Raw genomic sequence first — 18,248 nt, forward strand, 5'->3', positions numbered from 1 at the left:
TTTTGTTGTTGATATCCACGCTCACAGCGCCTTCCGCCGTCAGTGCCAGCTCGAAGATGCTTCGTTATGGCACGCAGAAGACTGCGGGTTACCCTTCGGCGCTTCCCGACATCGAATGCCGAAAACGTGCCGTCGCCGGAAAGGTGACGTCGTTCGACGGCGCAGGGACCGATTTTACCTGCCTGCCGATCCGGGAAGCTTTCCGCCTGGAGAGCCTGGCCGCGGCGCTTGTCGTGGTCCTCAGGCCCGGTGCCGGCGTAGGGCGTACGGAAATGCGCGGAGCCCGTGCCCCTCCGTTGAATTTCGCCTGACGGCCGCCCGATCTCCCTTCGGTCGCGTGCGGTCTTCCCGATATCGCCGGCGTTCCGGCGGGAGAAGCTCTGACGTTCGAAAGCGATCGATCAAACGATGACAGGTGAAATGATTCTGGTGCTGCTGCTTTGCCTTCCCTTCGCGGGAAGCCTTGCCGCGACCATTCTGCTGCGGACCGATTCAAGGGTGCTTGCCGCGCGCATGTCCGGCGCGGTGGCCTTTGTCGCCCTGGTGCTGACGGCCGCGCTTTATCCCGCGGTGCGCGATGGCGGCAAGGTCCGGCTCGATCTCGAATGGCTGCCGCAGCTTGGGCTCAACGTCACGCTGCGCATGGACGGCTTTGCCTGGCTCTTTGCGATGCTCATCACCGGCATCGGCTGTCTCGTCGTGCTCTATGCGCGCTACTACATGTCGGAAGAAGACCCGGTTCCGCGCTTCTTCTCCTTCCTGCTCGCCTTCATGGGCTCGATGCTCGGCATCGTGCTGTCGGGCAACATCATCCTGCTCTCGGTGTTCTGGGAGCTGACGAGCATCTTCTCCTTCCTGCTCATCAGCTACTGGCATCACAATGCCGCCGCCCGCGACGGCGCGCGCATGGCGCTGACGATCACCGGCATCGGCGGCTTCTGCCTGCTTGCCGGCCTGCTCGTGCTCGGCCATATCGTCGGCAGCTACGATCTCGACGTGGTGCTGTCGGCGGGCGACAAGATCAAGGCGCACCCGCTCTACCTGACGGCGCTGGTGCTCATCCTCATCGGCGCACTGACGAAGAGCGCGCAGGTGCCGTTCCATTTCTGGCTGCCCAATGCCATGGCGGCGCCGACACCGGTCTCGGCCTATCTGCATTCCGCCACCATGGTGAAAGCCGGCGTCTTCCTGCTCGTGCGCCTGTGGCCTGCGCTGTCGGGCACCTATGAATGGTTCATGCTGGTCGGTATCGCCGGTATCAGCACGCTGCTCCTCGGCGCCTATTTCGCGATGTTCCAGCAGGACCTGAAGGGCCTGCTCGCCTATTCGACGATCAGCCATCTCGGGCTCATCACCACGCTGCTCAGCCTCGGCAGCCCGCTCGCCGCCGTGGCCGCGATCTTCCACATGATGAACCACGCCACCTTCAAGGCCTCGCTCTTCATGGCCGCCGGTATCATCGACCACGAGACCGGCACGCGTGACATGCGACGATTGAGCGGGCTCTTCAAATACCTGCCGATAACAGGCACGCTTGCCATGGTGGCGAGCGCAGCCATGGCCGGCGTACCCTTGCTCAACGGCTTCATCTCCAAGGAAATGTTCTTCGCCGAGGCGGTGGAGACGCACGCCGATTCCGTGCTCGACCGCATCCTGCCCTACGTCGCGACGCTCGCCGGCGCCTTCTCGGTCGCCTATTCGATCCGGTTCATCCACATGGTCTTCTTCGGTCCCGAGCCGACCGACCTGCCCAAGCCCAAGCCGCACGAACCGCCGCACTGGATGCGCTTCCCCATCGAGTTCCTGGTGCTCGCCTGCCTCGTCGTCGGCATCATCCCATCGCTTTCGATCGGCCCGTTCCTGCATTCGGCCGTCGTCTCGGTGCTGGGTACGCGCACGCCGGAATACAGCCTTGCCGTCTGGCACGGCATCAACACGCCGCTCATCATGAGCATTATCGCGCTCGTCGGCGGTGCCGCGCTCTATGCGGTGCTGAAGGACTATCTCGCCCGGTGCGACGACGGCCCGCCGCTCTTCCGTCATCTCGGCGGCCAGCGCATCTTCGAGCGCGTGCTCGTCACCGTGTCGTGGAAATGGGCGCGCTGGCTCGAAAGCCACCTCGGCACCCGCAATCTCCAGCCGCAACTGCGCCTCATCGCGGCGGCAGGTTTGCTGGCGGGCGTCGTCCCGCTCTATATGGCGGGTTTTGCGCCGACGCCCTTAGTCTTCGGCGACATCGATCCCATCTTCGCCGCCATCTGGAGTATCGGCGCCTTCTGCGCATTGGGGGCGGCCTATCAGGCGAAGTACCATCGTCTGGCCGCGCTCGTCCTGCTCGGTGGCGCGGGCATCACGACCTGCATCACCTTCGTCTGGCTTTCCGCACCGGATCTCGCCATCACGCAGCTCGTCGTGGAAATCGTCACGACCGTCCTCCTGCTGCTTGGCCTGCGCTGGCTGCCCAAGCGTTCGGAGAAGGTCGACAATTCCGTCACGCTCTCCGCTCGCAGCCGCCGCTTCCGCGACTTCCTGCTCGCGATCTCCTGCGGCTTCGGCATGTTCGTCTTCTCCTATGCGATCATGAAGCAGCCGGTGCCGGACGCCATTGCCAGCTACTTCCTCGAAAAGGCCTACACGGAAGGCGGCGGGCGCAATGTCGTCAACGTCATCCTCGTCGATTTCCGCGGCTTCGACACGATGGGCGAGATCGTGGTCCTGGCCATCGTGGCGCTCACGGTCTTCGCGCTGCTGCGCCGTTTCCGCCCGGCGGCCGACAGCATCGAGAAGCCGGAACAGCAGCGCATCCAGAACGCCTATGACGATGAGCGCCCAGAGCGCTCGGCCGGCGATACGGTGCGCGACTATCTGCTGGTGCCCTCGGTCATCATGCAGTGGATGTTCCCGGTCATCATCACCTTCTCGATCTATCTCCTCTTGCGCGGGCACGACCTGCCGGGCGGGGGCTTTGCCGGCGGCATCACCATGGCGATCGCCTTCCTGCTGCAATATCTCGGTGGTGGCGTGCGCTGGTCGGAGGATCGGCTGCGTATCCTGCCGCTGCGCTGGATGGGCGTCGGCCTGCTGCTGGCCGCATTGACGGGTATGGGCGCCTGGGTGCTCGGTTATCCGTTCCTCACGAGCCATTCGCAGTATGTCGAGATACCCTTCATCGGCAAGGTGCCGGCGGCAACGGCGCTGTTCTTCGATCTCGGGGTCTTCTCGCTCGTCGTCGGCGCGACGGTGCTGATCCTCATCGCGCTTGCGCACCAATCCATACGCATGCATCGGGTTCGCAGTCTCGACGCTCCCAAGGCGGAGGAAGCTTGATGGAACTCGTTCTTTCGATCGGTATCGGCATCATGACGGGCTCGGGCGTCTGGCTCATCCTGCGTCCACGCACCTATCAGGTCATCATCGGCCTCTCGCTGCTGTCCTATGCGGTGAATCTCTTCATCTTCGCGGTCGGTGGGGTGAAATCCAACGCCGCGCCGCTGCTGGTTGAGGGCGTTGACATCGGTGCTGTGACCGATCCGGTGCCGCATGCCCTGGTGCTCACCGCCATCGTCATCGGCTTTGCCACGACGGCGCTCTTCCTCGTGGTGCTGCTCGCGGCCCGTGGCCTGACCGGCACGGACCATGTCGACGGCAGGGAGCAGCTGAAATGAGCGGCTGGCAGCAACACCTCATCATCGCGCCCATCGTCATCCCGCTTGTCGCAGGCGCGCTTCTCCTGTTCTTCGATGAACGTGAGCGCGTCGTGAAGGCGATGATCAGCGTGATGTCGTGCCTGGCACTGGCTGCCGTCGCCATCAGCCTGTTCCGTCTTGCGAGCAATGGCTCGGACGGTTTCGAGGGTGTCTATCTGCTCGGCAACTGGCCGGCGCCGTTCGGCATCGTGCTGGTCGTCGACCGGCTCTCGGCGCTGATGCTCGTCCTTGCCTCGATCCTCGCGATCCCGACGCTGGTCTTCGCGCTTGCCCGCTGGCACACCGCCGGCGCGCATTTCCACTCGCTGTTCCAGTTCCTGCTGATGGGCCTCAACGGGGCCTTCCTGACGGGTGACCTCTTCAATCTCTTCGTCTTCTTCGAGGTGATGCTCGCCGCCTCCTACGGTCTCCTGATGCACGGCTCCGGCTCGATGCGTGTCAAGGCGGGCCTCCATTACATCGCTGTCAACCTTGCCGCCGCGCTCTGCTTCCTCATCGGGGTCAGCGCCATCTACGGCTCGGCAGGCACGCTCAACATGGCGGACCTCGCCGTGCGCATCGGCGAGATCGAGGGCGAGCGGCGCATGCTGCTGGAGGCGGGTGCGGGCATTCTCGGCATCGTCTTCCTCATCAAGGCCGGCATGTGGCCGCTGAACTTCTGGCTGCCGGGTGCCTACAGCGCCGCGACGGCGCCGGTCGCCGGCATCTTCGCCATTATGAGCAAGGTGGGCATTTACGTCATTCTGCGCCTTTCGCTGCTCGTCTTCGGGCAGGGCGATTCGGCGGGGCTCGGCCTCAATGTGTTGCTCTACGGTGGCATGGCGACCATCGCCTTCGGCACGATCGGGGTTCTCGCCTCGCAGGCGCTTGGACGGCTTGCGAGCTATTCCGTGCTCGTCTCCTCCGGCACCTTGCTCGCCGTACTCGGTTTGAACAACGGCACGGTGACGTCGGGCGCGCTGTTCTACATGGTCAGTTCCACGCTGACGATCGCCGCTTTCTTCATGCTGATCGAACTCGTCGAACGCGGGCAGGATGCGGGCGCCTCGGTTCTCGCCGTCACCATGGAGGCCTATGGCGATGCGGACGAGGAGGACGAGGAGGTCGAGGTCGGCGTCACCATGCCCGGCACGATCGCCGTGCTCGGCATCTGCTTTGCCGCCTGCGGTATCCTCTTGTCAGGCCTGCCGCCACTCTCCGGCTTCGTCGCGAAATTCGCCATGCTGTCGGGCATGATCGGCACGAGCGCCAATGGCGCGGCGCCCATCGCGGCCTCCGTCTGGTGGATCGTCGGCCTGCTCATCCTGTCGGGACTGGCGGCGCTGATCTCGATGACCCGCGCCGGCATCCGCACCTTCTGGGCCTCGATGGAGGGCACCGTGCCGCGGGTGCTCGTCATGGAAATGGCCCCGGTCATGCTTCTGATCGCGCTGACGCTGGCGCTCACCATCAAGGCCGGGCCGGCGATGGGCTACATGGAAGAGACGATCCGCAACCTTCAGCAGCCGGCCTCCTACATCGACGCCGTGATCAACGCGCGCCGCGCCGGGGTCGCCGAGCCAAGCGGGCCGGATGGCGGGGGAGGGATCTAAGATGCTGCCCTATCCGCTGCTCAGCGCCTCGCTCGTCATCATGTGGCTTGCCCTCAACGGCTTCACGCTCGGCCATCTCATCCTCGGCTGCATCGTGTCGGTCTTCGCCTCCTGGGGCATGGCGGCCCTGCGCCCGGTGAAGCCACGCCTGCCGAAATGGTATCTGCTGCCCAAGCTCGTCGGCATCGTGCTCTACGACATCCTGCGCTCGAACCTTGCCGTTGCCTCCATCCTTCTCACCGGTGGCCGGCGCAAGCACAAGGCCGGCTTCATCACAGTGCCCGTCGCGCTGGAAAACCCGACGGCGCTCGCCGTGCTGGCTGTCGTCATCACGAGCACGCCGGGCACGGCCTGGCTCGAGTACAATTCGCTCAGCAAGACGGTGCTGATCCATGTCCTCGACCTCGTTGACGAGGCCGAGTGGCAGGCGCTGATCAAGAACCGTTACGAGGCGCTGCTGATGGAGATCTTCGAATGAGCCACACGATTCTCATCTGGTCCATCACCATCGCGCAGGTGTTCCTCGCCATCGCCATGGCGCTTGCGGCCTTCCGCATGTTCCGCGGACCCCGTGCGCAGGACCGTGTCCTGGCGCTCGACACGCTCTACCTTAACTCCATGCTGCTCCTGATGGTCTTCGGCATCCGTACCGGCAAGGATATCTATTTCGAGGCTTCGCTCGTCATCGGCATGCTCGGTTTCGTCGCGACGGTTGCGCTTGCCAAGTTCCTCATGCGCGGGGAGGTGATCGAATGACGGACATCGAGTTCGCAGGCGACCTGCCGGCCTGGGCGGCGCTTGCCGTTTCTTTCTTCCTGGTGGTTGGCGCCGGCCTGACGCTGATCGGCACGATCGGCTTCGTCCGCCTGCCGACCTTCTACGAGCGCATCCATGCGCCGACGCTCGGTTCGAGCTGGGGCACCGGCGGCATCGTCATGGCCTCGATGATCTTTTTCACCGTGCTCGCTACCCGTCCTGTCGTGCATGAGATCCTGATCGGTATCTTCATCACCGTGACGACGCCCGTCACGCTCATGCTGCTTGCCCGCGCCACGTTGCATCGCGACCGGGCGGAGGGCAATCCGGATGTGCCGGCCGAAGCCCCGGTCGAGCGGGAGCCCGAGGGCCAGCCCATCGCGGGCGAATAGCCGCCCGTCGCACGCTACATTATCGACAGTCCCATGCGGGCCGATCTCTTGATCGGCCCGTTTTTTATTGGCGATGGATCTGCTCACGGATGATTGTCGCTTGACAGTCGAAGCTCGGCGCATAATGCTAAGATGTCAGACCAATTTGAGAAGCTGACACGAAACAGGGGACATGGCGTCATGCCAGGCGAATTGAGCGACAGGCCGCAGATTGCGCCGTTGCCGCCCATTGACCGGGCGCGGCAGGTGACGGAGGCGCTGGCCTCCTATATCGACCGCGCCAATCTTGCGGCGGGTGACCGACTGCCGGCCGAGCGCGAGCTGATGGCGGCGCTCGTGGTGGGGCGCTCGACGATCCGCGAGGCGATCCGTCATTTCCAGGCGCTCGGCGTCATCGAAAGCCGCAAGGGCAGCGGTACCTATCTCCTGAAGCCGATAACGACGGCGACGGTGCATATGCCGCTCTCCTTCGATGCGGTGCACCTGCGCGACGTGCTGCTTCAGACGCTGGAAGTTCGCCGCGGCATCGAATGCGAGGCCGGCATGGTGGCAGCCCGGCGGCGCACGGAAGGGGATGTCGCGATCATCGAGGCGAAGCTCGACGAGATGGAGCGGGTGCACCTCTCCAAGGGTACGTCCGGACCGGAAGACCTCGCCTTCCACCTGGCCATCTACGATGCCACGCACAATCCGCTGTTCAAGCAGCTTCTGGAGCAGATGCGCGGCGCCTTCGAGCGCTTCTGGGAAAAGCCGTTCAACCGGCCGGACTTCGCCCGCCGCTCCTTTCCGTTCCACCGGACGCTCTTCAACGCCATCGCTGCACGGGATCCCGAGGCGGCGCGGGCGGAAACGTTAAAGATCCTCGCCGTCGTCGAGGAAGACATCAAGGACATGTCCCGATGATCAACGGAGCCGATCCGTTCGACTTTGCCGCTCTCACCGTCGCCCATGACGAAGCGAACGCCTTCGATGCGGTCGTGCCGCCCATCGTGCAGACCTCGCTCTTCACCTTCGGCAGCTATGACGAGATGGTGGCCGCCTATCGTGGTGAGATCGTGCGGCCGATCTATACGCGCGGCCTCAACCCGACGGTGCGCGCTTTCGAGGAGATGCTGGCCAAGCTCGAAGGCGGCGAGGATGCCCTCGGCTTTGCCAGCGGCATGGCGGCGATCTCCTCCACCGTGCTCTCCTTCGTCGAGCCCGGCGACCGTATCGTCGCTGTGCGCCACTGCTATCCGGATGCCTTCCGGCTGTTCGGCACGCATCTGAAGCGCATGAAGATCGAGGTGACCTATGTCGACGGGCGCGACGAGGAGGCGGTGGCGAAAGCTCTGCCCGGCGCGAAGCTGCTCTATCTCGAAAGCCCGACGAGCTGGGTGATGGAAGCGCACGATGTCGGCGCACTCGCCGCGCTCGCAAAGAAGCGCGGCATTGTCAGCGTCATCGACAACAGCTGGGCGAGCCCGGTCTTCCAGCGCCCGCTGACGCTGGGTGTCGATCTCGTGCTGCACTCGGCCTCGAAATATCTCGGTGGGCACAGCGATGTCGTCGCTGGTGTCGTCGCCGGCTCGAAGGAGCTGATCGGCCGTATCCGGTCGGAAGCCTATCCCTATCTCGGCGGAAAACTTTCGCCCTTCGATGCCTGGCTGCTGGTGCGCGGGCTGCGCACCCTGCCCATCCGCATGAAGGCGCATGAGGCCTCGGCGCTCGAAATCGCAAAGCGCCTGCAAGCGCTCGACATCGTCGACAAGGTCTTTCATCCAGCGCTCGCCAACCGCCTGCCGCCGGGACTGACCGGCACGTCGGGTCTCTTCTCCTTCACCTTCCGTGAAGGCATCGACATCCGCGCCTTCGCCGACCAGCTGAAGCTCTTCAAGCTCGGCGTCTCCTGGGGCGGGCACGAGAGCCTGATCGTGCCTGGGGAGGTTGTCCTTCAGCAGAAGGCTCAGCCGAATTCCGCGCATGCCTTCGGCATCGATGCGCGGTCCGTGCGTCTCCATATCGGCCTCGAGGGAACCGAGGTCCTGTGGAGTGACCTGGATGCGGCGATAGCGGCCGCAACCCAAACCTGACGTCAAACTTCTAAGCAAAACCACAAAAGAGGGAACGACCATGAAGAGACTTTTGACTGCAGCATTCATCACCACCCTGATGGCATCGAGCGCCTTGGCGGATACGACGCTGAAGCTTGTCGAGGTCATCACCAGCCCTGAGCGCACGGAGACGCTGAAATCCATCGTCGGGAAGTTCGAGACGGCGAACCCCGGCACCAAGGTGGAGATCATCTCGCTTCCCTGGGGCGAGGCCTTCCAGAAATTCGCCACCATGGTCTCGGCTGGTGAAGTGCCTGACGTCATGGAAATGCCCGATACCTGGCTGTCGCTCTATGCCAACAACGGCATGCTGGAGAGCCTGGAACCGTATCTTGCGAAGTGGGAGCACACGCCCGGCCTTACGGCTCGTGCCCTTGAGCTTGGCCGCGACATCAACGACACGGCCTACATGCTGCCCTACGGCTTCTATCTGCGCGCCATGTTCTACAACAAGAAGCTGCTCGCGGAGGCCGGCGTATCCGAGCCGCCGAAGACGCTGGACGAATTCGCCGAAGCCTCCAAGAAGGTCTCGGCATTGCCCGGCAAATACGGCTATTGCCTGCGCGGCGGCCCGGGCGGCCTCAACGGCTGGGTGATGTTCGGCGCGTCCATGGCGGGCGACAACAAATTCTTCAACGAGGACGGCACCTCCACCTTCAACAGCGAAGGCTGGGTCAAGGGTCTGACCTTCGTCATCGATCTCTACAAGAACGGCTATGCCCCGAAGGACAGCGTCAACTGGGGTTTTAACGAGATCGTCGCGGGCTTCTATTCGGGCACCTGCGCCTTCCTCGACCAGGACCCGGACGCGCTGATCGCCATCGCCGAACGCATGAAGGCGGAAGACTACGGCATCATGACCATGCCGAAGGGGCCGGCCGGAAAGACCTTCCCGACGATCGGTTTTGCAGGCTGGTCGATGTTCGCCTCCAGCGCCAACAAGGACCTGTCCTGGAAGCTGATCGAGACGCTCGAAGGGCCGGAAGGCAATATCGAGTGGAACAAGCGCACCGGTGCGCTGCCGGTGCACACTTCGGCGGAAAAGGACCCGTTCTACGCCAGCGAGCAGTTCAAGGGCTGGTTTGCCGAGCTCGAGGACAAGGATGCCGTGCCGACCGTCATGCCGACGCATCTTGAGGAGTTCGCCTTCTTCAAGGATTCGCTCGTCATCAAGACCTCGCAGGAAGCCCTTCTTGGCGACATCACGCCGGAAGATCTCGCCAACCAGTGGGCGGACTACCTGACCAAGGCACAGCAGAAGTTCCTCGCCAAGAAGTAGGCTGAGGACCCTGCGGGCGGAGACACGAGGCTTCGCCCGCAGACATTCTCCCAGAACGCCCCGCCACCTTGAACGGAAGCGAGACGATGACCCTTGCCGTCCATCCGCAAGCCGTGCGGCCGCTCAGGAAGCGGATCGCCGACGCATCGGAACCCTATCTCTACAGCGCACCAGCGCTGATCCTCATCATATCGGTCATGCTGGTGCCGCTGGTGCTCGGCATTTCCTATGCGTTCCGCGATATCCAGCTTCTGAACCCGCTTTCCGGCGGTTTCATCGGGCTCGATCATTTTCGCGCGCTATCGGAGGATCAGGCCTTCTTCCGGGCGCTGCGCAACACGCTGTGGTGGACGGGCGCCTCTGTCTTCCTGCAATTCGTCTTCGGTCTTATCCTCGCACTGCTGCTCGACAAACCCTTCGCCGGCCGCGGCCTCGCACAGGCGCTGGTCTTTCTGCCCTGGGCCGTGCCGAGTTTTCTCGCCGGCCTCAACTGGGCCTGGCTGTTCAATCCGGTGATCGGCCCGCTGCCGCACTGGATGTACGCGCTCGGCATGCTGGACGCGCCGAACAACATCCTTTCCGATCCGCAGCTCGCCATGTGGGGGCCGATCGCCGCCAATGTCTGGTGGGGCGTTCCCTTTTTCGCGATCACTCTGCTCGCTGCGCTTCAGGCGATCCCGCGCGATCTCTACGAGGCCGCCAGCATCGACGGGGCAGGGCCGGTGCAGCGTTTCCTCTCGATCACGCTGCCGTTCCTGGCGCCGACCATCGCCATCACCATTCTCCTGCGCACCGTCTGGATCTCCAATTTCGCCGACCTTATCGTCGTCATGACCAATGGCGGGCCGGCCGACCGCACGCAGATCGTCGCCAGCTACATCTTCACCCAGGCGTTCAAGCGGCTCGACTTCGGCTACGCGTCGGCCATCGCTCTCGTGCTGCTGATCCTGCTGCTCGTCTACTCCATGCTGATCGTGCTGCTTCGCCAGACGCTGCTGAACAAGGGCTGAGACCATGCGAAGCAAGCCAATCCTCACCGTCCTGCACCGGCTCGCGATCCTCGCCTATATCGTCGTCGCGCTCTTCCCGCTGTTCTGGCTGCTGAAGGTCTCGGTCACGCCGAACGACCTGCTCTACAGCGAGGGCGTGCGCCTGTGGCCCTCGCGCGCCACGCTGGAGCACTACACCTTCGTGATCGCCCACAGCGCCTTCCCGACCTTCTTCAAGAACAGCCTGATCGTCGCCGGCTCGACGGCCGTCGCGGTCACCATCCTTGCCTCGCTTGCGGGCTACGCCCTCTCTCGCTTCCGCTTCCGGGCAAAATACTGGATCGTCGCACTGATGCTGATCACGCAGATGTTCCCGCTCGTCATGCTGGTCGCGCCGATCTTCAAGATGCTCTCGCCGCTGGGGCTGACCAACAGCCTCACCGGCCTCGTCTTCGTCTACACCGCCTTCAACGTGCCCTTCGCCACCTTCCTCATGCAGTCTTTCTTCGACGGCATTCCGAAGGACCTGGAAGAGGCGGCGATGATCGACGGGGCGACGCAGTTCGTCGCCTTCCGACAGATCATCCTGCCGCTGACGCTGCCCGGCATCGCCGCGACGCTCGGCTTCGTCTTCACCGCGGCCTGGAGCGAACTGCTCTTCGCGCTGATGCTGATCTCGGGCAATGACGCTGCAACCTTCCCGGTCGGCCTGCTCACCTTCGTTTCGAAGTTCTCGGTCGATTTCGGGCAGATGATGGCGGCGGGCATTCTCGCGCTCATCCCGGCGTGCCTCTTCTTCCTCCTCATCCAGCGCTATCTCGTGCAGGGCCTGACGGCCGGCGCGGTCAAAGGCTGAAAGGGTTTTTCATGGCCTCCATCGATATCCAGGACATCCGCAAGAGCTTCGGCGCCTTCTCCGTGCTGCACGGTGTCGATCTCACCATCCGCGACGGTGAGTTCATCGTGCTGGTCGGGCCCTCCGGCTGCGGGAAATCCACGCTGCTGCGCATGATCGCCGGGCTGGAGGACGTGACGTCCGGTGACATCCGCATCGACGGCAAACGGGTCAACGACCTTGCCCCGAAGGACCGTGACATCGCCATGGTGTTTCAGTCCTATGCGCTCTATCCGCATATGAGCGTTGCCGACAACATGAGTTACAGCCTGAAACTCCGCCGCACCGCGAAGGAAAAGATTGCCAGCGCCGTCGGCAATGCCGCCTCGAAGCTTGGCCTCGATCCGCTGCTGGAGCGCCGGCCACGCGCGCTCTCGGGCGGCCAGCGTCAGCGCGTTGCCATGGGCCGGGCCATCGTGCGCCAACCGAAAGCCTTTCTCTTCGACGAGCCGCTGTCCAATCTCGACGCGCGGCTGCGCGAGCAGATGCGCTCCGAAATCAAGAAGTTGCACGGCGACCTTCATGCAACATCCATATACGTCACCCACGATCAGATCGAGGCCATGACGCTGGCGGACCGGATCGTCGCCATGCATGCCGGCGTCGTCCAGCAGGTCGGCACGCCGCTCGATCTTTATGACCGGCCGGCCAATCTCTTCGTTGCGGGCTTCATCGGTTCGCCGGGCATGAATTTCTTCGAGGGGCGCTATCTCGTGTCCGGCGACCAGGCGGACCTGCGGCTGGCAAACGGCGCGACGTTGTCTGCTCCTCGAAGAAGCGGCATCGAATCAGGCGCGGCAGCGACGCTCGGTATCCGTCCCGAGCATGTGGTGCTGAACGCGCGCGGCGCGCTGGAGGCGAAAGTCGATCTCATCGAGCCGACGGGTTTCGGTATCATCATGCATGTGACCATCCACGACGTTCCGATGAAAATTTTCACGCTCGACCGGACCATGCTGGATCCAGGCCCGACGGTCCGCGTCGACCTGCCACAGGAGCGGCTTCACCTCTTCGGAACGGAGGGCCGGCGGATGGATTGAAACGGGATCGTGAACACGATTTCGGCCCCATCCAAAGACAATGTTAACCTTCATTTCCTAACCATCTACGCATCCCTATCGGCAATGATCGTCGAGTTTGCAGGTTCATGCGTATTTCCAGAACAAACTTCTACCCTGTCCTTGAAACCGAAGAGGGAGTCGGCGAACAAGCGCCGTATTATTCCCACGAAAACAACGCCTTGCCGGAAGTCGTTCCGGAAGTCGAGGATTGGCACGCGGCCGATGAGCCGGTTGCCAATGACGAGGACTATCGCCCGCGCTTCCGCTCGCCGGCGCTGAGGAGCTACGATCCGGGCCAATATGCCGACGGAAGCTGGGAAAGCCATTTCTACATGGCGCCGAACGTCCGCTTCACCCGCACCCCCGACAAGGTCGCTTCCAAGATCGAGGAGGCGGTTGCGGAAGAGGTGCGCCAGGTCGAGCCGGTGGTCGCGCAGGTTGCCCAGCCGGCGGCGCAGCCTGCCGAGATGCTGCAGCTTTCCCAGGCGGAGCTGCTGCAGCGCCTTCGCGAGGCGCTGGAAGACCGTCGCCGCCGGTCCGAGGCGCAGCAGGCCGAAGCGGCTGCGGCGACTATCGTTGCCGAACCGGTGCCGCCGCTGGTTCAGGCCGTGGTCGCTGCCGGCACGACGGGAACGCCCGCTGATGCCGCTGTCGTGTTCAAGCCGGCCGTTCCGCTGCCCGCACCTCTTGCCGCGAGGGCGGTCGCGCCCGCCATGCCGGTCGCTTCCATCGCCAGACCGGCCACCTCCATTCCAAAAACTGCCGAGAAGACCGACGTGCGTACTGCAATCAGCCGCTTTGCCAACCTGTCCGACCATGCCTTCTGGGAAACGCTTGTACCGGACGAAGATGCGGTCGAGCGGCCGGCAAGGCCCGCCGTCACCGTCGTGCGCATGCCTTTGCCCGTTCCTGCACCGGCCGCCTTGGCCGTGCCGCAACCTGTTGCGGTTTCCGAGATGCGTCAGGAAGTGCCTTCCATTACCTCGCTCTTCCGCGTCGTCGAATGCCGCCCGCCTGTTGCCCGGACAACGGTTGCCGACGCTGCGCCCGTTGCCGAAGTGAAGGCCGAGCCCGTCGCGGTCGTTGCCCCTCCGGTCATCGAAGCGGTGGCCGAGATCGTGCCGGCCGTCGTCGAGGTCCAGCCTGTTCCTGTTGCCGCCACGCCGGTTGCTGTTGTCGAGCCTGTGCGCGAAACCCCGTCCTCGGTGCTCTCGCGCTCCCGGCCGTTCCAGGTCATGATGGCGACACCGGCAGGCGATGCCTACGAATACCCGCCGCGCGAACTCCTGCAGGAGCCTCCGGGCACCGTCGGCTACGTGCTCACCCAAGAACAGCTGGAGCAGAATGCCGGCCTTCTCGAAAGCGTGCTGGAAGATTTTGGCGTGCGCGGGGAGATCATCCACGTTCGTCCCGGCCCGGTCGTCACGCTCTATGAGTTCGAGCCGGCGCCCGGCGTCAAATCCTCCCGCGTCATCGGCCTTGCCGACGATATCGCCCGCTCCATGTCGGCGCTGTCGGCCCGTGTCGCGGTCGTGCCCGGCCGCAACGTCATCGGCATCGAACTGCCGAACGCCACCCGTGAGACCGTCTATTTCCGCGAGATGATCGAGAGCCAGGATTTCGCAAAGACCGGCTTCAAGCTGCCGATCTGCCTCGGCAAGACGATCGGCGGCGAGCCCGTCATCGCGGAACTCGCCAAGATGCCGCACCTGCTCGTCGCCGGCACCACCGGCTCGGGCAAGTCCGTCGCCATCAACACGATGATCCTCTCGCTGCTCTATCGCTTCCGTCCGGAAGAGTGCCGCCTGATCATGGTCGATCCGAAGATGCTGGAACTGTCGATCTATGACGGTATCCCGCACCTCCTGACCCCCGTCGTCACCGATCCCAAGAAGGCCGTCATGGCGCTGAAATGGGCGGTGCGCGAGATGGAGGACCGCTACAAGAAGATGTCGCGTCTCGGCGTGCGCAACATCGACGGCTACAACAACCGTGTGGCCGCCGCGCGCGACAAGGGCGAGACCATTTCGATCAGCGTCCAGACCGGCTTCGACAAGGGCACCGGCGAGGCGATCCACGAGGAGCAGGAACTCGCCCTCGATCCTATGCCCTACATCGTCGTCATCGTCGACGAGATGGCTGACCTGATGATGGTCGCCGGCAAGGAGATCGAAGGCGCGATCCAGCGGCTCGCCCAGATGGCCCGCGCTGCCGGCATCCACCTGATCATGGCGACGCAGCGCCCCTCGGTCGATGTCATTACCGGCACGATCAAGGCCAACTTCCCGACGCGCATCTCCTTCCAGGTGACGTCGAAGATCGACAGCCGTACCATCCTCGGCGAGCAAGGCGCCGAACAGCTGCTTGGCCAGGGCGACATGCTGCATATGGCCGGCGGCGGGCGCATCTCCCGTGTGCATGGTCCTTTCGTCTCCGACGAGGAAGTCGAAAAGGTCGTGCTGCACCTGAAGGCTCAGGGTCGCCCGGAATATCTGGAGACCGTGACCGCCGAGGAAGAGGAAGAAGAGGACGAGAAGCCGGCGGCCGGTGGCGCAGTGTTCGACAAGGGCGATATTGCGGCCGAAGACGGCGACGACCTCTACGAGAAGGCCGTCAAGGTCGTCATGCGCGACCGCAAGTGCTCGACCTCTTATATCCAGCGTCGCCTTGCCGTCGGCTACAACCGCGCCGCGTCCCTCGTCGAGCGCATGGAGAAGGAAGGCCTCGTCGGCCCTGCCAACCATGTCGGCAAGCGCGAGATCATCTCCGGCGAGCGCGGCAGCTTCCAGGCTCCGGAAGCCGACGAGGCGGAATAGGTCTTTCGCCCGGCCGTTGAGAGACGGCCGGGCATTTGTCCTATTTATTTGAACTGGAATGGATTTTTGGCATCCGGTCCGCTCGCGCGGGCCGGATTTTTACCGTGTCCACCGGAAATTTATTTCCGCCGCACCATTTAATCGATTTGGCTTTGACCGGGGTCTTTGAGGGCTGTTGCATATGGCGGAGCGATCTGTGAATAGTGCCGCCAACCCGATGAAACTGCATCCGAAGGAGGACAGGAATGGCATTGATCACCATGCGGCAATTGCTCGATCACGCAGCGGAGAATAACTACGCACTGCCCGCATTCAACGTCAACAACCTGGAATATATCCAGGCGGTCATGCGCGCGGCAGATGCGACGGATTCTCCGGTGATCCTGCAGGCAAGCCGCGGTGCGCGCGCCTATGCCGGCGATGCTTTCCTGCGCCATCTCATCCTCGGTGCGGCGGAAGAATATCCGCATATTCCGGTCTGCCTCCACCTTGACCATGGCGACCAGCCTTCCACCTGCATCTCGGCCATCACCAACGGTTTCACCTCCGTCATGATGGATGGCTCGCTGCTCGCCGACGGCAAGACTGTCGCCAGCTACGAATACAATGTCGATGTCACCGCGGAAGTGGTGAAGATCGCGCATGCGGCCGGCGTGTCGGTCGAAGGTGAGCTTGGCTGTCTCGGTAACCTGGAAACGGGCGCCGGCGACAAGGAAGATGGCCATGGCTTCGAGGGCAAGCTTTCCCGCGAGGAGCTGCTGACCGACCCGGACCAGGCGCTCGATTTCGTCTCCAAAACCGGCGTCGACGCGCTTGCTGTCGCAATCGGCACCAGCCACGGCGCCTACAAGTTCACCCGTGCGCCAGACGGCGACATCCTGTCGATCGACACGATCGCCAAGATCAACAAGAAGCTGCCGAACACGCATCTCGTCATGCACGGCTCTTCCTCGGTCCCGCAGGAGCTGCAGGACCTTTTCACCACCTATGGCGGCGAGATGAAGCAGACCTGGGGTGTGCCGGTCGCCGAAATCCAGAAGGCGATCCCGCTCGGCGTGCGCAAGGTCAACATCGACACAGACCTTCGCCTCGCCATGACCGGCACGATCCGTAAGAACTTCAAGGAAAAGCCGGACAATTTCGACCCGCGCACCTACCTGAAGCCGGCGACCGCGCTGATGACGGAAGTCTGCAAGGAGCGTTTCGAGGCCTTCCGCACCGCGGGCAAGGCGTCCAGCATTCGCGTGAAGCGCTTGCCCGACATGGCGAAGTTCTACGCCACCAAGTAAGGCTTTCGCCCTCCCGGTTCGCCGGGAGGGCGGTTTTCTCGCGGCAGCGGCGGTCGGCCGTCAAATGTACATTGACAGCGTCGCGTCATCATTCTTTACTCGTGAATACCTCATTCATATGAGGGTGCATGTTTCCCGCCGAAACCGGCAGGAAGGCGTTGCAGGCCTGCGCGCGCCTTCGTAAAAGAGTGCGATCCCGAAAAGCCGGATGATGCGAGGACAGACAGCATGAGCGTAGACCAGGCCCTGACGATCGCGGACCTCAAGGACCGGGCGCGCCGCCGCGTGCCGAAGATGTTCTTCGAATATGCGGATTCCGGTGCCTGGACCGAGGGGACCTACCGGGCCAACGAGGACGACTTCCACAAGATCAAGCTGCGCCAGCGCGTGCTTGTCGACATGACGAACCGCTCGCTGGAAAGTGAGATGATCGGCGAGAAGGTGTCGATGCCTGTCGCGCTCGCGCCGACCGGCTTTACCGGCATGCAGCATGCCGATGGCGAAATGCTCGCCGCGCAGGCGGCTGAGGAGTTCGGCGTTCCGTTCACGCTGTCGACGATGAGCATCTGCTCGATCGAAGACGTGCGTTCCGTGACGTCGAAGCCCTTCTGGTTCCAGCTCTACGTGATGCAGGACAAGGAGTTCGTCCACAACCTCATCGACCGCGCCAAGGCCGCCGGCTGCTCGGCGCTTGTGCTGACGCTCGACCTGCAGATCCTGGGCCAGCGCCACAAGGACCTGCGCAACGGCCTTTCCGCCCCGCCGCGCTTCACGCCGAAACATCTCTGGCAGATGGCGACGCGGCCCTTCTGGTGCCTCGATATGCTCGGCACCAAACGCCGCACCTTCGGCAATATCGTCGGCCACGCCAAGGGGGTGGAGGATCTTTCCTCGCTCTCCTCCTGGACCTCGGAACAGTTCGATCCGCAGCTCTCCTGGAAGGATATCGAGTGGATCCGCGATCGCTGGGGCGGCAAGCTCATCCTCAAGGGCATTCTCGACGAGGAAGATGCGCGCATGTCGCTTGATAGCGGCGCCGATGCCATCATCGTCTCCAACCACGGCGGCCGCCAGCTTGACGGCGCCGCGTCCTCTATCAGCATGCTGCCGCGCATCGTCGATGCCGTCGGCGACAAGATGGAGGTCCATATCGACGGCGGTATCCGCTCCGGCCAGGACGTGCTGAAATCCCTCTGCTACGGTGCCAAGGGCACCTATATCGGCCGCCCCTTCCTCTACGGCCTCGGCGCTGGCGGCAAGCCGGGCGTTCGCCGCGCCCTCGAGATCATCCGCAAGGAGCTCGACATCACCATGGCGCTCTGCGGCGAGCGGGACGTTAAGAACCTGTCACGCAAGAACCTGCACCAGGATCTTTAAGC

At 63.5% G+C, this 18,248-nt stretch carries 15 protein-coding genes; all 15 read left to right on the forward strand.

The window, feature by feature from the left end:
* Window positions 1–408: 408 nt before the first annotated feature.
* A complete protein-coding gene (locus EXZ48_RS05060) occupies window positions 409–3,327 on the forward strand; it encodes a monovalent cation/H+ antiporter subunit A (RefSeq protein ID WP_130514554.1) in 2,919 nt (972 codons plus the stop codon).
* On the forward strand, window positions 3,327–3,665 hold the full coding sequence (locus EXZ48_RS05065) for a Na+/H+ antiporter subunit C (protein WP_130514556.1): 339 nt from the start codon (window positions 3,327–3,329) through the stop codon (window positions 3,663–3,665). Before EXZ48_RS05060 ends, EXZ48_RS05065 begins: the two co-directional genes overlap by 1 nt.
* A complete protein-coding gene (locus EXZ48_RS05070; RefSeq protein ID WP_023514450.1) occupies window positions 3,662–5,299 on the forward strand; it encodes a monovalent cation/H+ antiporter subunit D in 1,638 nt (545 codons plus the stop codon). The genes EXZ48_RS05065 and EXZ48_RS05070 overlap by 4 nt, the downstream gene beginning before the upstream one ends.
* 1 nt (window position 5,300) lies before the next feature.
* Entirely contained in the window at window positions 5,301–5,777 is a 477-nt protein-coding gene (locus tag EXZ48_RS05075) for a Na+/H+ antiporter subunit E (protein WP_023514449.1), read from the forward strand.
* Window positions 5,774–6,055 carry a K+/H+ antiporter subunit F gene (locus EXZ48_RS05080; protein WP_023514448.1) on the forward strand — a complete coding sequence of 94 codons (282 nt, stop codon included), beginning with the start codon at window positions 5,774–5,776 and terminating at the stop codon, window positions 6,053–6,055. The genes EXZ48_RS05075 and EXZ48_RS05080 overlap by 4 nt, the downstream gene beginning before the upstream one ends.
* Entirely contained in the window at window positions 6,052–6,447 is a 396-nt protein-coding gene (gene mnhG / locus EXZ48_RS05085) for a monovalent cation/H(+) antiporter subunit G (RefSeq protein ID WP_023514447.1), read from the forward strand. Before EXZ48_RS05080 ends, mnhG begins: the two co-directional genes overlap by 4 nt.
* Before the next feature lie 180 nt (window positions 6,448–6,627).
* On the forward strand, window positions 6,628–7,350 hold the full coding sequence (locus EXZ48_RS05090; protein ID WP_130514558.1) for a FadR/GntR family transcriptional regulator: 723 nt from the start codon (window positions 6,628–6,630) through the stop codon (window positions 7,348–7,350).
* Window positions 7,347–8,519, forward strand: coding sequence for a PLP-dependent transferase (locus EXZ48_RS05095; RefSeq protein WP_130514560.1), 1,173 nt, complete (start codon window positions 7,347–7,349; stop codon window positions 8,517–8,519). Before EXZ48_RS05090 ends, EXZ48_RS05095 begins: the two co-directional genes overlap by 4 nt.
* Before the next feature lie 40 nt (window positions 8,520–8,559).
* Window positions 8,560–9,819, forward strand: a complete 1,260-nt coding sequence (locus EXZ48_RS05100) for a sugar ABC transporter substrate-binding protein (protein ID WP_130514562.1) — start codon at window positions 8,560–8,562, stop codon at window positions 9,817–9,819.
* 86 nt (window positions 9,820–9,905) lie between these two features.
* Window positions 9,906–10,829, forward strand: a complete 924-nt coding sequence (locus EXZ48_RS05105) for a carbohydrate ABC transporter permease (RefSeq protein ID WP_130514564.1) — start codon at window positions 9,906–9,908, stop codon at window positions 10,827–10,829.
* Window positions 10,830–10,833: 4 nt separating this feature from the next.
* Window positions 10,834–11,664 (forward strand): carbohydrate ABC transporter permease, encoded by an 831-nt coding sequence (locus EXZ48_RS05110; protein WP_050744939.1) that lies wholly within the window; start codon window positions 10,834–10,836, stop codon window positions 11,662–11,664.
* An 11-nt stretch (window positions 11,665–11,675) separates the two neighbouring features.
* On the forward strand, window positions 11,676–12,743 hold the full coding sequence (locus tag EXZ48_RS05115; RefSeq protein ID WP_130514566.1) for an ABC transporter ATP-binding protein: 1,068 nt from the start codon (window positions 11,676–11,678) through the stop codon (window positions 12,741–12,743).
* A gap of 107 nt (window positions 12,744–12,850) precedes the next feature.
* Window positions 12,851–15,580, forward strand: a complete 2,730-nt coding sequence (locus EXZ48_RS05120; protein ID WP_130514568.1) for a DNA translocase FtsK — start codon at window positions 12,851–12,853, stop codon at window positions 15,578–15,580.
* Window positions 15,581–15,825: 245 nt separating this feature from the next.
* Window positions 15,826–16,869, forward strand: a complete 1,044-nt coding sequence (gene fba / locus EXZ48_RS05125; RefSeq protein ID WP_023514805.1) for a class II fructose-bisphosphate aldolase — start codon at window positions 15,826–15,828, stop codon at window positions 16,867–16,869.
* Between the two features lie 228 nt (window positions 16,870–17,097).
* Window positions 17,098–18,246 carry an alpha-hydroxy acid oxidase gene (locus EXZ48_RS05130; RefSeq protein WP_023514806.1) on the forward strand — a complete coding sequence of 383 codons (1,149 nt, stop codon included), beginning with the start codon at window positions 17,098–17,100 and terminating at the stop codon, window positions 18,244–18,246.
* The last annotated feature ends 2 nt before the right edge of the window (window positions 18,247–18,248 follow it).

The organism is Shinella sp. JR1-6 (genome assembly GCF_004284735.1).
Classification (GTDB): domain Bacteria; phylum Pseudomonadota; class Alphaproteobacteria; order Rhizobiales; family Rhizobiaceae; genus Shinella.